At 34.9% G+C, this 14757-nt stretch carries 12 protein-coding genes; 10 read left to right on the top strand and 2 right to left on the bottom strand.

Annotated elements, in window-relative coordinates:
- Positions 1-111 precede the first annotated feature (111 nt).
- Positions 112-951, bottom strand: a complete 840-nt coding sequence (gene artC / locus MSSIT_RS15900) for an archaeosortase C (RefSeq protein ID WP_048173536.1) — start codon at positions 949-951, stop codon at positions 112-114.
- Positions 952-1324: 373 nt separating this feature from the next.
- Between artC and MSSIT_RS15905 the strand changes: the two genes are divergently transcribed.
- From MSSIT_RS15905 to MSSIT_RS15950, 10 genes are all read left to right on the top strand, one after another.
- Complete coding sequence (locus tag MSSIT_RS15905) at positions 1325-2149, top strand: polysaccharide deacetylase family protein (RefSeq protein ID WP_048174956.1); 825 nt, start codon at positions 1325-1327, stop codon at positions 2147-2149.
- Between the two features lies 1 nt (position 2150).
- Positions 2151-3167: a lipid II:glycine glycyltransferase FemX gene (locus tag MSSIT_RS15910; RefSeq protein WP_048174957.1), complete on the top strand. Its 1017-nt coding sequence runs from the start codon at positions 2151-2153 to the stop codon at positions 3165-3167.
- Positions 3168-3229: 62 nt separating this feature from the next.
- Complete coding sequence (locus MSSIT_RS15915; RefSeq protein ID WP_231589903.1) at positions 3230-3682, top strand: acyltransferase; 453 nt, start codon at positions 3230-3232, stop codon at positions 3680-3682.
- The gene (locus MSSIT_RS15920) at positions 3679-4704 is read left to right on the top strand and encodes a DUF354 domain-containing protein (protein WP_048173537.1); all 1026 of its coding nucleotides are present in this window, start codon (positions 3679-3681) and stop codon (positions 4702-4704) included. The genes MSSIT_RS15915 and MSSIT_RS15920 overlap by 4 nt, the downstream gene beginning before the upstream one ends.
- A 64-nt stretch (positions 4705-4768) precedes the next feature.
- Positions 4769-5662: a glycosyltransferase gene (locus MSSIT_RS15925; protein ID WP_048173538.1), complete on the top strand. Its 894-nt coding sequence runs from the start codon at positions 4769-4771 to the stop codon at positions 5660-5662.
- The gene (locus MSSIT_RS15930; RefSeq protein ID WP_048173539.1) at positions 5634-7238 is read left to right on the top strand and encodes a hypothetical protein; all 1605 of its coding nucleotides are present in this window, start codon (positions 5634-5636) and stop codon (positions 7236-7238) included. Before MSSIT_RS15925 ends, MSSIT_RS15930 begins: the two co-directional genes overlap by 29 nt.
- A 16-nt stretch (positions 7239-7254) precedes the next feature.
- Positions 7255-8358 carry a glycosyltransferase family 4 protein gene (locus MSSIT_RS15935; RefSeq protein ID WP_048173540.1) on the top strand — a complete coding sequence of 368 codons (1104 nt, stop codon included), beginning with the start codon at positions 7255-7257 and terminating at the stop codon, positions 8356-8358.
- Between the two features lie 18 nt (positions 8359-8376).
- Positions 8377-9516 (top strand): glycosyltransferase family 4 protein, encoded by a 1140-nt coding sequence (locus MSSIT_RS15940; protein ID WP_048173541.1) that lies wholly within the window; start codon positions 8377-8379, stop codon positions 9514-9516.
- A gap of 5 nt (positions 9517-9521) precedes the next feature.
- Positions 9522-10658, top strand: a complete 1137-nt coding sequence (locus tag MSSIT_RS15945) for a glycosyltransferase family 4 protein (protein ID WP_048173542.1) — start codon at positions 9522-9524, stop codon at positions 10656-10658.
- Between the two features lie 191 nt (positions 10659-10849).
- Entirely contained in the window at positions 10850-12301 is a 1452-nt protein-coding gene (locus MSSIT_RS15950) for a flippase (protein WP_048173543.1), read from the top strand.
- A gap of 232 nt (positions 12302-12533) precedes the next feature.
- On the opposite strand, the gene MSSIT_RS21410 is transcribed toward MSSIT_RS15950, so the two are convergent.
- On the bottom strand, positions 12534-13496 hold the full coding sequence (locus MSSIT_RS21410; protein WP_052721691.1) for a glycosyltransferase family 2 protein: 963 nt from the start codon (positions 13494-13496) through the stop codon (positions 12534-12536).
- Positions 13497-14757: the final 1261 nt, after the last annotated feature.

Consider the following 14757-nt stretch of genomic DNA (forward strand, 5'->3'; position numbering starts at 1 on the left):
AATACTTAGAAACTATCTTCTCAAGTAAAATTGTCTCAAGTAAAAGCGTCTCAAGTAAAATCGTCTCAAGTAAAAAAGGGTGTTAAAAAAATGCTTTGAATAGATCCTATTTCAGCTTTTTAGTTCTATAAAGTACATTATACCTGCTGCAACGGCTGCAAAAATAATCCAGCCCAGATGTGTGTGTAGCAACATCATTGTTTCCTGCCCATAATAGTAAGCCGCGAAATAAAGAGCAATGACTCTAAATAAATTAGCTATGTAAGCGACAACAACACAAAACCCAAGCATCATCAGGGTTTTTTTAACTTCCATTTTTTCGATCCGGCTATACCCAAAGACAATCCCGATCAGGAGGAACATAGAGTACAGACCTGAGCAGGGCCCCCCAATAATCACAGTCATTTCTTCAACACCGCTGACCCTGACAGTTTCCGTAGCGATTACCTCCAGAGGGATACCTGCAAGGCCAAGCAGCTTTACAGTCGGAAGAAGGATCAAGTAATGGTCGAATTTGTGCAGGAAATCAATATTAAGAAAAGCAAACATGGAATAAAAAATAAGGTACAGTACGACAAAAACCGACGAAATGTACATTCCAAACCTGGAGACGCGCTCAATCTGCGGGTTTTGGAGCTGGGTGCCGATTAAAGAGGCTCCGAAAAATAAGGTCATAACGTCCAGGGTCCCGAGTTCCCCACCGTTTTTGAAGTTATAATAAAGGTCAGCTGAGACTATAAAAACCCCTATGACAAAATAGGTTTTAGACTTTTTCAACAAACCGGAACTGCCCAGTTGCTTGAAATTAATTCTTGTCAGCAAAAACACGGATATGAGGAAGAGGACAACCCCAACCGCAGTAGAGCCTTCACTGACTTCAACTGCCATCCCTGTAAACAATGCAAGGACCAATAAAATTAAAACCAGATTTTTATTTTCATCGTCAATCATACCCAATCTTCACACGCATATATAATTGAGCAATTTATTTAAAAACTTTCCTAAAAGTTATCAGCAATCTTCGGGATAATTTCCGGGAGAACTATCTAATAAAATGTAAAATAGTAAGATATATATTAAACACATAACAATTTAACCTGAAAAATTGAATTCTATCGGAAACCTTCTAATTGATCAACTGGAATTACAAAAAATTGAAGTTCGAAAAAAATCTATGTTCAAAAAATTTGTGCTTGAAAAAAAGCCTGTGTTCAAAAAAGTCTGTGATAAAAAAATTGAGTATACACTCATGAATTCTTAACCTGATATAACGAGATAATTCAGGTTGTGGACAGATTACAGGCTAAAAACGGGGGTGCCGGAAGTGAGGGATTTTACTTTAACAAAATATGAAAGTCTGCTGCAGGCAATCAAAGAGACGGATTATTCTACCTGCACAGTATACGATTTTCTTAAAAACAACCCCGAAAAATGCATCATCCTCAGGCATGACGTGGACCGGGCGGTTAACAGAAACCTCGCTATGGCAAAACTTGAGCACGGCTACGGAATAAAATCCACTTATTATTTCCGGCATATTGAAGAGACCTTTAAGCCTGATATCATTCGCCAGATGGCGGGAATGGGCCACGAGATCGGCTTCCATTATGAGGTAATGGACAAGGCAAATGGGAACCCGGAAAAAGCAATCAAAATTTTCAGAGAGGAACTTGAAGACCTCAGAAAAGTCGCCGAAATAAACACGGTATGCATGCACGGAAACCCCCTAAAACCCTGGTCAAACAGGGACCTGTGGCAGAAGTACGATTTCAGGGACTTCGGGCTTACCGGAGAGCCGTACCTTTCAATTGACTACAATAAAGTCTTTTATCTTACCGATACCGGAAGGACCTGGGCGGATTTGAAAATCCGGGTCAAGGATACGATTGATAAGTCAGGGGGAGAATTTGAGGCAAATGCAAAAGCAGACCTCAAAGCAATTTCTTCTACTGATGATGTAATCCGCCTGATCCGGACCGAAAAAGTTTCCCGGATCTGCCTGCTCGTACACCCCAACAGGTGGTGCGAAGACTTCGGAGGCTGGGCAAAAGAACTGCTGTTCCAGAATGTGAAAAATGTCGGGAAAGCAGGGATCGTGTGGTACAGGAGCAGAACCCGGAAAAAAGATACTGTAAATGCGGGGCTTTAAAGTGATTGAAATTACGGAGTCGTTTGACCGGGAGAAATGGGAGAATTTTGTATTCAGCCACCCGGAAGGAAATATTTTTCAGACCTGTGCAATGGCAGACGTATACAGGTCAACCAGAAACTACGGACCGGTCTCGCTTGCTGCAGTCGAGCAGGAAAGCGGAGAAATACTTGCAGGCCTGCAGGCAGTTATTATAAGAGATGCTCCCGGCCTGGTCGGCTCAATCTCCTCAAGATCAATAATCATCGGAGGCCCCCTTTTCACAGAAGGTAAAAAAGGGCTTGAAGCTCTCGAAAAGCTGCTCGACTATTATGAGAAGTTTCTGCACAACAGAGCCATATATACCCAGATCCGCAACCATTTTGATACGGGGACCTCGAAAAATACCCTGGAATCCCTCGGATACCAGTATGAGCCCCATTTAAATTACCTGATAAACCTCAACCGCCCTGCAAAAGAAATCTGGGGAGATATCCACAAACCCCGCAGGAAAGGGATAAACAGAGCTGAGAAAATAGGAATCGAGGTCAGGAAAATAGAAACAAGAGACGAGGTAAAAGACTGCTATAAAGTAATTGAGGAAACCTATAAAAACGTAAGGCTCCCCCTTGCAGACATTTCTCTTCTTGAAAGTGCATATGACCAACTCTCCGATTCCGGACTTATCGATTTCTACCTCGCAATCCTTGACGGCGAAGTTGTCGGCTCAAGAGTAGTCCTGAAATATAAAGGTCTGGTGCACGACTGGTACGCAGGCTCAAAACAGGAAATAAATTACGTAAATGAAGCCGTTGTCTGGCACATGCTCTCGGAATACGCAGGCAAGGAAAAAGAATTTGATTTCGGAGGGGCCGGACATCCTGACAAGCCCTATGGAGTAAGGGAATTTAAGAGAAGGTTTGGCGGCGAGGAAGTGAATTTTGGGAGATACGAGAAGGTTCACGACCGGAACAAAAAAGAACTATTGAATCTGGGGTTCAAGGCATATAAAAAATTGAATCTTGCAAGGGTGTTATGAAACCGTTGTTGAGAACTCATGATCATTTAGATTAATAGTTTCGATTATTTGGAGAGCAGGGCATGAAAACGTTAAGGAAACTGAAGAAAAAGGTACTCAAATACTTTGCTAAAAACCTGCCCTGTTGCAGTCTCCGGATATTTATGTACAAAAACTGCGGGTACAAGATCGGAAAGCACACGTACATAGCAGAAGGTCTAACAATCGCAGAAAAACTGGAAGATACTGATAACCTGATAATCGGAGATAGAGTAGCTATAGGCCCAAACGTAACCCTGCTCACATCTTCAGACCCCAATAATTCCCGAATCAGGCCTTACGTAAAAATTCAGAGAGGCCGGATAGTAATAGAAGACGATGCCTGGCTTGGCGCTGGCTCTATACTAATGCCTGAGATAAGAATTGGCAGGGGAGCTGTAGTCGGAGCCGGATCAGTCGTTACAAAAAATGTAGACCCTTATCATATCGTTGCAGGAGTGCCTGCCAAAACAATAAAAAAGGTCGAGATGCCATGAATATACTGTTTGATATCGGGCACCCGAAAGACGTAAATGTCTTTAAAAACGTGATCTGGAAACTTCAAGAAAAGGGTCACGAGATCAAGATAGTGGCAAGGGCTAAAGAAAATACGAAAAGAGTACTTGAAGAGTACGGATTTGAGTATGAGGTGTGCAAACACCATAAGCAGATGGTCGGCAAGGCTTTTGGCATTATCACAAACGACATACACCTTTATAATATAGCTAAAAAATTCCAGCCGGATATCTTTGTTAGCCCTGGATCTCCTTATTCGGCTCACGTAAGCCGGGTACTTGGAAAACCACATATCGCTTTTTCAGATACTGAAATTGCCGGACTTGTAATAAAATTGACATTTCCTTTTACGGATAAAATATACACATCATCCAGTTTCTATCTTGACCTTGGTCCCAAACAAATAAGGTTCAATGGGTACTATGAACTGGCATATCTGCACTCAAGATATTTTACACCGAATAGAGATGTGCTTAAAAAATACAATCTGGACGAAGGATATATTATACTGCGTTTATCGGCACTTGCATCCCATCATGATATAGGCGCAAGAGGGTTCACTTTCAGTTCCGAGGAAGAGTTAATCAATTTTATTAGGGAGCTTGAAAGATATGGTCGAGTTATAATTTCTTCAGAGACAAAACAATGGGAGACAATCTCTGATTATGAGCTTAAATTCAAACCAGGAGATCTGCATGATCTTCTCTACTATTCCAAAATGTGTATTGGAGAAGGAGCAACAATGGCTTCGGAAGCAGCCATACTCGGAGTCCCGGCGATATACGTCTCAAATACCCATAGAGGGTATCTCGATGAGCTGGAGACCTACGGATTAGCGTTCACTATCCCGAATAGAGGAGAAGCCCTCGAAAAGGCAAAATCGCTTCTGTCAGACAATTTTCTGGTAAAGAATTCTAAAGAGAAAAGAGAGAAGCTATTAAAAGAAAAAATAGATGTTGTGGAATTTATGGTCAATGAGATTGAAGGTTCATATAAACTATAAACAGTAAATAATAATTCAATTTCAACAGATTTTTATCAGTTGGAATGAAATAGGGGGAAAATACATGGCCGTAGAACCTGGTTATATTTTGGCAACTCCGTGTAAAAATGAAGAAAAATCCCTTCCGGAGCTTGCAGAATCCATAATTAACCAGACGATAACCCCAAACCTCTGGCTCATTGTAAACGATAACAGTACTGACAATTCTGCTGAAATTTTGAAAGATCTTGAAACAAAATACGACTGGATCCATGTATTTACATCCGAAGGAACGAAACGAGATCTCAGCTTTCATTACGCAAAAGTAGTAAGAGATGGATTATCGTTATCTCTGGACATAAGTTCTACTGAAAAAATTCCCTTCGAATATATCGGCCTCATTGACGCTGATATGGTGTTAGAAAAGAACTTTTTCGAAAAGATCATGGATAGATTTGAACAAGACCCCCATCTTGGTGTTGCCAGCGGAAGCACAGCATACTTTGAAGCAAATAACCTCATTACCGAGAAAGGCAGAGACAACCTTCCAATCGGAGGCCTGAGAGTCTGGAGGCGGGAATGTTTCATGGAAACAGGAGGCTTCCCCATAAGCTATTCAGCCGATTCCGTCTCAAACGTCCTTGCCGTATTACATGGATGGGACACAAAAAAGTTTGAAGATATTGTCGGAATCCAAACACGTAGAACCGGCAGCGCTGAAGGTTTATGGAAAGGATACATGACTAAAGGGGAATCCGATTATTACAGGGACTATCACCCATTATATGCCACATTTAAATTCGTAAAATATAGCCTAACAAGTCCCTTCTACATAGGAATTGCATATATAGAAGGATATATAAAAGGAGTCGTAAAAATCCGAAAGAAAATAGACATCCCGGAAGTCAGGCAGTACTATAGAAAAAAACATATTGAGATCGGAAGATACTATGCAGGAAAATTCAAGCTCAAACTCTGATGTTCAATATAACCCCTCTAGAAAAACTAAATTTCTGCTAATGGGATTATTGTTAATATTGAACATTGTAATGAGAATTCCCAGCATACCTCATGAGAAAGGTTATGACTCCTTCTTTATACATTCACTTGCAAATTCCGTTTCTAACGCTGGAGTTGCAGGGTGGTGGATTAACTGGATGTCTGTTTTTGGATTATATCCTTATTCTTATGCCAGTGCTGTTCCCTTTACACTTTCAGGCATGTCACAATTGACAGGCATAAGGATGGAAATAGTAATTTTACTTTTCTGCATAATTCTGGGCTTATTCAGTATATTTGCATCATATTCACTGGCAACAGTTCTCTATGATAATTTCCTCCACCGATTCTTATTTGCAGCCATATTTTCGTTAACTGCAGGTACCATGAACCTCACAACCTGGGAAATTACCACCCGTGCTCAAATTGTTGTGTTTCTCCCATTCTTAATATACTTAGCCTTTAAAATAGTAAAAAGGTTCAAATTAAGGTTTATACTCCTATTTATTATAACTGCACTGCTTTTGCTTGCAACTCACCACTTTGTATATATAGCGATGTTTTATTCAGGAGTAATAGTTCTTACCACTTTAGTATATGAAGTTTGCAGACGGAACAATTTCTTGAATACCAAAAAGGTCACATTGAGGAAGGTCAATTTAAATTATATATATATTTCAATTAGTTTTCTTCTGATTATTTCTATCTTCTTATTTGGCAGTAAATTGGGACTAATAAATGCAGGCTCTAGATATTCATGGATAATAGATATTGGAATAATTACAGGAAGGAACGCAGGCATTATATTTCCACTTTCTGTAGGCGGGCTTACATATCTTGTTCTCAAAAAAGACAAGTTGTCTGAGGAATGGGCAATTTTAATTTGTTTACTGCCTACACTGATATTTTCATTTAACCAAACATATGGTTATATGACAACATACTTATTCGCTACCTTATTAGGGTCCGTGGGACTCTTAAACATAATAAAAAATGAAGAAAGAAACAGTAAAATTGTGGTTATCATTGTTATAACAGTTTTAATAGCGAATGTAACATTTTCTACTTTTTTTGCACATTATCGGTTAGGACTCAAAGGTGGATACTCTGATTGGTATATGAAAGATGATACATACCTTACCGGAGAATGGATAAGAAACCATATATCTCAAGATAAAATAGCCGTAGATAATGGATTTGAATCAGATAGGTTAGCGGCATCATATGGTGGAAAACCAATTAAATATGCCGATGACATTTTAAATTATATCAATGGGCTTGTAACATTAGATCAAAATAATATAGTTAAAAACTCCCCATTTTCTAAGGAATTTTATTTTGATAATCCATATGTTTTGAATACTGATTCTTCAGGGGTATTAAATTGGATATCTCTATTTCCAATTACAGACAAAAGAGCTGAAGAATTTTTAGGAAGAGTGGATGTTTCTTATTATTATGAAGATGCAAATATATACAACACATTATTTAATTCCCTGCCCGGAAACAAAAATAGGGTCTATGATTGTGGAAGAATGAGGCTATGGACAAATTGAGTTTCGGGTTTAAAAAATGAACTTAATATATTATTATCCAACGGATAAAGGATCTCCTTCAAATGTTGCCAGGGAAATTTTGGAAGAGTTGATTAAGCATGCAGATATCCTGCCTTTTAATGAAATAATACTTTTTTCTAAAAAAAAAGACTTAGATATTATTAAAGAGAAATTTCAAAATTTACGTGTAATTAGTTATAAAGAATTGAATGAACTTTCCGAAGATTATGTAGTACATTTCCCTGTGTTACCCTTTATATTACCGAACAGTAAGTTTCTACTGTATTTTCATACAAAATTAATTAAAAGAAAAAAAATAATAATTCAATACCACGGCGACGTAAGGACTGAGCTTAAATCAAGTTATAGAGATATTCGTTCACTTGTTCATATATTATCATATATATTTTTACCAAAATTGTTAAAAAGTGCAGATGCGGTGATAACTCATTCTTACTCTATGAACAAGAAACTCATAAAATATGGAGTTTCAAGAAGTGTAGTTATTCCTAATGCTATTGATAGCTATTGGTTCCAACCGAATTACGAAACTGTAAATTTAAAAAATCCTGTGGATAAAAATGCGTTTAATGTATTTTATCACGGTAGGCTTTCGTGGGAAAAAGGAATTGACATATTATTGGAAGCTGCAGAAAGCTGCATAAAAAAGAATCAAAACACAATGATTTATCTTGCAGGAGAGGGATCTCAAAAAAAGCAACTAAAAGATATATGTTTTAGATTAAAAATAAGCAGCAATGTAATTTTCTTAGGTTCCCTCAATAAAGAAGAAATAAAAGAATTTTTAAAAAATGTTGATCTTGCTATATACCCCTCAAGATTTGATAATTTCCCTCTGGCCGTTCTTGAAGCATTAACCTGTGCAAATTGCCCAGTTTATTTCTCCAAAAATGTCGGTATATATGATTTTGCTATAAAAAATGGCTTTCCGTTAAATTATTTTGAACTCAATACTAAGAAAATTAGTGAAATACTGAACTCATTTCCAAAGAAAAAAGTAGATATACATTACCAGATGGAATTTGCAAAGAGTTGTTCATGGGATTTAATAACGCCTAAATATATAGAAGTTTATAATTTAATATTAGATAGACAGTAAATTAATAGGATGTATAGTATGAAAGTAATCTTTATTCATCCTGCACATATGGATTATAGAGTTGAACTTTTTGAGAGATTAAATAGGAATTATGATACAACATTTGTCTTTACTAAACAGGGAAGAGGTCAAGATAACGTAAACGAAAAACAACAGGAAATTCCAAAAGAATGGAAAAGTAAGGTATTGAAAACTAACTTTAGGGTCGGTCGGAAAGACGTTGGAATGTATTTTAGACTAATAAGAGAACTCTTGTGCAGTGACTACGATGTTGTTTTAACCTCTACAAGCTGGTATGTTTGCTGGATAATAGCGAAGATACGCAGGAAAAAATTTGTTTTTATGACTGAATTTTGGCATTGGGAAGATTCCTCCTTTTGTAGGAAATTATTAAATAAATTTACTAGACTTGTGTCAAAAACTTCGGATTCTATTTTTGCAATGGGAACTAGTGCATATACCTGTTATAGAAATTTCGGTGTTGATAAGGACAAAATCTTTACGCATCCTCAGTGTGCTGTCGATTACAGCAAAAATCCTACATTTGATTTAAGATCCAAATTAGGATTGCAGGATAAAAAAATCATACTATATCTGGGAAGAGTTATAGAACGAAAAGGTTTGGGTTATTTATTGAATTCATTAAAAATGTTAGAAAAAGACAATGTAAACGATTTTTTGTTAGTTGCCGGAGATGGACCTGATAGAAACAAATATGAGAAAATGGTTGCAGATTTGGGATTAAATAATGTACTATTTGTAGGACAAATAGAAGAAAAAGAAAAAGCATCTTATTACAATGTATGTGACCTGTTTGTTCTACCATCCATTTTTTATGATTATTCTTACGAACCATGGGGCTTGGTCATAAATGAAGCAATGGCATTTAGTAAGCCCGTAATTGCTACTAATGCGGTTGGAGCTAGTCTCGACATGATAAAAAACGAATACAATGGTTTTGTTGTTGAGGAAAAAAACATAGAAGAATTGTATGAATCAATAAAAAAAATACTGTCCAATGAAGAACTAATGGGAGTTATGGGAAAAAATTCTAGAAAAAACTTTGAAGATAAAAATAATTACAGAACTTTTTTTGAAACTCTTAATAAATCTATAGAATATACCATGAAAGAAATTACGAAAACACGTATGGAGTAAATACTATGCCCCAGAAAACTCTCAAAAAACGTGTAATATCTATTTGTAACATCTCTCCAACTAAGTTTGGTTCCTTTGAAGAATTCATTGTTGCATTGACCGATAAATTAAAAGATAATAATTTTGAACACCTAATCATTTTCAGAGACAAACCTATTAAGATTGTTGAAGACTCTTTATTAAACAAAGGTGCAAAAATCGAGATAATTAAACCATCAAAATATAACATAAAGAACTTTATTGAATTTTACAGAATTATAAAGAAAAATCAGCCAGATATCGTTCATTTTCACTTTTACCCCATATACACCATTGTAAATTATTTAAGTATAATATCTGATGTTCGGATTGTATATACGGATCATATGGGAGGTAAGGAAGCAAAAACAAAATTTAAAAAAATGATTCGTCTAATTTATTATAATGTAAATTCAAAATTGTTTAGTTATGGAATAAATCGAATCATATGTGTCTCAAAGTTTACGAAATTAAAATATGTTAAGGATTACGGGATACATCCTAAAAACTTGTGTGTAATATATAATGGGATAAATATAGAGAGATTTAATAAAAGATGCGAAGTAGGCAAAATAAAAGAAAAATATAAAGTTAAAGATGAATTTATAATAACGTGTGTTGGGTTAAGGAAAGACAAAGGCGTTCATTATCTAATCAAAGAAATACCATCGATAATTAAACAAATACCTAACATAAAAATTATACTCGTAGGAGAAGGCGAATGTAGGAATTATCTAGAGACTCAAGTTCAAGAATACGATTTAAAAAAATACGTCATATTTACTGGTCAGATAAGTAACATCGAAGAAGTTTTCTGTATTTCATCTTGTGTTGTTATGCCAACTTTAGTAGAAGAAGCATGTCCTTATACAGCTTTAGAGTCAATGGCAATAGGAGTTCCTGTTATAGGATTTGATTCGGGTGGTTTGAAAGAGATAGTTATTGATGGCCAAAACGGATATATAATTCCAAAAAAAAGTAAAGCCCTTGTAGAGAAAATAGTCGCTATTCATAACAAAGAACTCATCGATTCGATGGGCGAAAAATGTAAAAAAAGAATATTGGAAAAATTTTCACTACTTCAATGCACAAATAAATATGTGGAATTATATACTAAAATATAATTAATGTGCAATCTGATCTATTATTAAGAAACCCAAAACTCAAAATCACTTCTTTGAATTATAGAGATTAGAAATTAATTGAGCACCTCATCATGAATAATTGGTTCTGAAATATTAATAGTTTGAGAACGAATGAGTAGTTATCTACTTGGTGATTGTTGACAAAAAACACTAGTAAAAATGGAGTTTGTATGAACACCATACAAAAAATAGCTAAAAATACTGGATTTTTGTTAGTGGGTAGAATAACTACCAAAATAATTAACTTATTCGTAATTATATATATGGTGAGATATCTAGGCGACGCTGGATATGGAAAGTATGCATTTGCATTTGCATTTATCTCTTTTTTCAATATTATTTCAGAACTTGGAACACATAATATAGTTGTTAGAGAAATTGCAAGATCTCCAGAAATTGCAAACAAGCTAATTGGTAATGCTGTTCTAATTTCGATAGTTTCGTCGATAACAGCCTTATCCCTATCTGTTTTGACCATACATTTTTTGGACTATCCAGTTGAAACAAAATATCTTGTTCAATTAGCTTCTTTAGAATTACTTCTTGGAGCTTTATCACCTTTTGGTGCGATTTATGAAGCAAACCTTGAGATGAAATATTCAGTTATTTTTGGAGTATTAAATCGTTTATTTCTTTTTGTATCAACGTTTGTGATTATTTATTATGATTTAGGTTTAATCTTGTTAGTTTTAGCTACTGTAGCATCTGATGCTCTATATAGCGTACTCGCTATGATTTATTCAAGGAAATATATAAGACCGAAATTCTACCTCGATATAGACTTGTGTAAATCCTTACTAAAAGAATCGATTCCTCTGGCTTTAACTTCCGTTTTCATTATAATTTACTTTAGAATTGACGTTGTTATGCTCTCAATGATGAAAGGTGATTCAGAAGTTGGGATTTATAGCGCCGCTTATAGACTCACAGAGGCATTTACCTTTATCCCTAACATTTATATGGTTTCAATGTTTCCGCTAATGTCAAGATATTTTAAAAATTCTAAAGAGAATCTCACACTTGCATACATCAAATCTTTTAAGTATCTACTTAGTATTTCGTTACCACTCGCCGCAATAGTGACATTTTTTGCAGACGAAATAATATATATTTTATACGGAAATCAAGTTCATGAAGCTGTAGCTGTTCTTAAAATATTAATTTGGGCAACCGCGATTATGTTTATAAATTATTCATTAGTTCAACTTTTAGTTTCTATAAATAGACAGAAAGTAACTACCATTTCTACTGCAATTTGTGCATTTATAAACATCGGTTTGAATTATCTGTTAATACCCCAATTAAGCTATCAAGGAGCAGCTTTGGCAACTGTAGCAACTGAATTAATAAATGCGCTCATAATGATATATTATCTTCCAAACTTTATAAGTTTGGCTAAATTAATATATGATATAAGAGCACCTGTAATGGCTAGTATTTTGATGTTTCTACTTATGTTTGCGATTAATAGTTATAATGAATTATTTGCCATACCAATCATAATATCATACCCAATATTGATTTATCTTTTAGGCGGGATAGATAAAGAAGATAAAAAGTTGTTTAATAAATTAATAGGAAAACAAATGGACAACAATATTCATGCATCTTCGGTTGAGTGATAGTGGTATTATTAATGAGATTGACCCCTACTATAGTTGATCCCACAATATTTTTTTGGGAAAAACAGCTACATGTGCAGTCACTATACCCAAAACATACTGCACGACAAGTACCAGTAATAATAAAATAACAATTATCTGTTGTTAAACTGGAACTTTTTAATTTATGAAATTTACATTCTGTTCCTTTCTTCCGAAATACGGCTTCAGAAATGTGTGTATAATAAAAGGACTAGGGAACCTCATGATTATAAATATTTAGATATTTTTTATAGATCAATGGGAAATTGGTTTTAACACTTGTTGAAACAATGGTACGAAGTAACCTTTTTTTGTAAGTTAAATTAATATCTTTCCTGATTAAAAGACCAAAAGCTAGCTTTTTATCACCAGCTTCGATGTTATGTTTCGCGGTGAACATTTCAAGAAACATTACATACGCTTTTAAATCATTTACCATTTCATGTGGAACCTGATCAAGATTTAGAGCTTTCTTTGCGGTTATTAGGAAAGGATGAGTCTCTACAGGCTTTTTTCTTTTTACAGCACTGTTGATAACATTTTGGTAATATATTGCACACACCTGACTACTGTAAGCAATTTGATATTTTAGAGCAATCCTACCCCACAGATCAATATCTTCCCCCCACCAAAAGTCAGTTTGAAATCCTCCAATATTTAAAAATATTTTTTTGGGGATCGTTACTGAAGAGGTTCCAAACAAAGCATGCCCGTGCTTATATATCTTAAAATAACTTAGAATTAACCCTTCATTAGGAACTAAGTTTCTCAATTCTTCGTCTAATTCCATCAACACATTACCAATAAATTCATTCTTAATTGATGTTGCATATAGACCTGCGTATGGATAATTGTCCCGCATCCGCAGAATTGTTTCAAGATAATTTGACATCCATTCATCATCAGCATCCAGAAGAGCGATGAGGTCTGAACGACTTTCGCGAACGCCTTGATTACGAGCTTCTGATACACCTGTGCCTTCTTGCCGAATCAATCTAATACGTGAGTCCATGTTTGCAAAGTTTTCCACTATAGTTGGACCATTATCTTCAGATCCTCCATCAACTACAATTACTTCAAAATCGTTAACATTTTGGCCCAAAACAGAACATAATGTTCTCTTAATATGTGGCTCTTTATTGTAAAGAGGAATAACAACCGAAACTTTTACCATATATTCACTTTAAAAGATAATTTGTGTATAGTAAAGCCAGTTAAAGTATATAGGATTTGCGCAATTGGATTTTATGAGAAAGTTCATATAAAAATTACGACTCCAATACATGTGTCTTCGGTAAAGTGAAGAATCGTGATAAATTACCTCCATTTTCATAAAGATTATCAAACATTTGATCAAATTGAAAATTAAGACATAATATCGATTTCATATAATCGGCTAAAACATAAATCAGGCTTCAAGTTCAAAATCAACAACTTAAGACAACAAGAATGATTTCTTATGTTCCTCAGTCAGGGAACTTTTCAAACTATATTACTACTGAATCACAAAGATAAAGTTAATATTAAATTAGTTCTTGAACTGGTATTAAGACTATAAAAAATTCAAGTTTAGAATAACTAACAGAACTTTATAATATAATTGGATTAAACTTAGTTTTGGAACAAATGCTCGAATCAATCTATAATAAGAAACAACTTAAAATTAACCATAAACTACCAGCAATTTGTAGTAACACGAAAAATTGGTAGCGATTATAGACTAAGAATTCAGTTTTGGAAAAGTAACGGTCAATGACTACAACTCCCAAAAATCGACAAGTGTAATATTAGATGATTAAGTGTAATATTGATGATTAAATAAATAGAATATTTGCAAACTAAGACGAATACCAACACGATAATAAATATTTGCAAGTTAAACTTAAATTCATGCCGAAAATGAATATATACCCAATACTACTAGTATTTATATCATTTTTCCTGTTTACTACCATTAGTATGGCTTCCGCTGAAGCGCCAGCCGGATACTATTTTGAATCATATCATGGATATCAATTCAGATATGGTCATATTCCTAATATGAGCTACTTATATAATCACACTTACTATTGTAATCCAGATAATAATCCTGTCCTTGATACAAATGAGACTGTAATTAGACGGAATCCAGATGGGAGTTACACATTTAAAAATGTTACTCAACTTTCGTTGTCATATGGGGGGTCCATAAATTTTGAAAATGTAACATTATATTTTGAACGCAACTACCCTGGTACAGGAGGGGGATTTATGGGAGCGCCGTGGAAAATATCTAATGCTACAATAACTGGCAACGATACAACTATCAATATCGCTTCTAAGGATTTAGGAAGCTATAACCTCCATAATATAACATTTACGAAGATTGGTTCATATACTCTCAACGGAGGTGTATATACAGGGAACATATCCAATATTTGGATATATAATTCTAC

Source organism: Methanosarcina siciliae T4/M, from assembly GCF_000970085.1.
GTDB lineage: Archaea > Halobacteriota > Methanosarcinia > Methanosarcinales > Methanosarcinaceae > Methanosarcina > Methanosarcina siciliae.

What these genes read in the sequence shown, in the direction of transcription:
- MSSIT_RS15930 (WP_048173539.1), top strand. Translation starts at nt 5,634, where the DNA reads ATGCAGGAAAATTCAAGCTCAAACTCTGATGTTCAATATAACCCCTCT.
- artC (WP_048173536.1), bottom strand. Translation starts at nt 951, where the DNA reads ATGATTGACGATGAAAATAAAAATCTGGTTTTAATTTTATTGGTCCTT.
- MSSIT_RS15925 (WP_048173538.1), top strand. Translation starts at nt 4,769, where the DNA reads ATGGCCGTAGAACCTGGTTATATTTTGGCAACTCCGTGTAAAAATGAA.
- MSSIT_RS15945 (WP_048173542.1), top strand. Translation starts at nt 9,522, where the DNA reads ATGCCCCAGAAAACTCTCAAAAAACGTGTAATATCTATTTGTAACATC.
- MSSIT_RS21410 (WP_052721691.1), bottom strand. Translation starts at nt 13,496, where the DNA reads ATGGTAAAAGTTTCGGTTGTTATTCCTCTTTACAATAAAGAGCCACAT.
- MSSIT_RS15935 (WP_048173540.1), top strand. Translation starts at nt 7,255, where the DNA reads ATGAACTTAATATATTATTATCCAACGGATAAAGGATCTCCTTCAAAT.
- MSSIT_RS15940 (WP_048173541.1), top strand. Translation starts at nt 8,377, where the DNA reads ATGAAAGTAATCTTTATTCATCCTGCACATATGGATTATAGAGTTGAA.
- MSSIT_RS15950 (WP_048173543.1), top strand. Translation starts at nt 10,850, where the DNA reads ATGAACACCATACAAAAAATAGCTAAAAATACTGGATTTTTGTTAGTG.
- MSSIT_RS15920 (WP_048173537.1), top strand. Translation starts at nt 3,679, where the DNA reads ATGAATATACTGTTTGATATCGGGCACCCGAAAGACGTAAATGTCTTT.
- MSSIT_RS15915 (WP_231589903.1), top strand. Translation starts at nt 3,230, where the DNA reads ATGAAAACGTTAAGGAAACTGAAGAAAAAGGTACTCAAATACTTTGCT.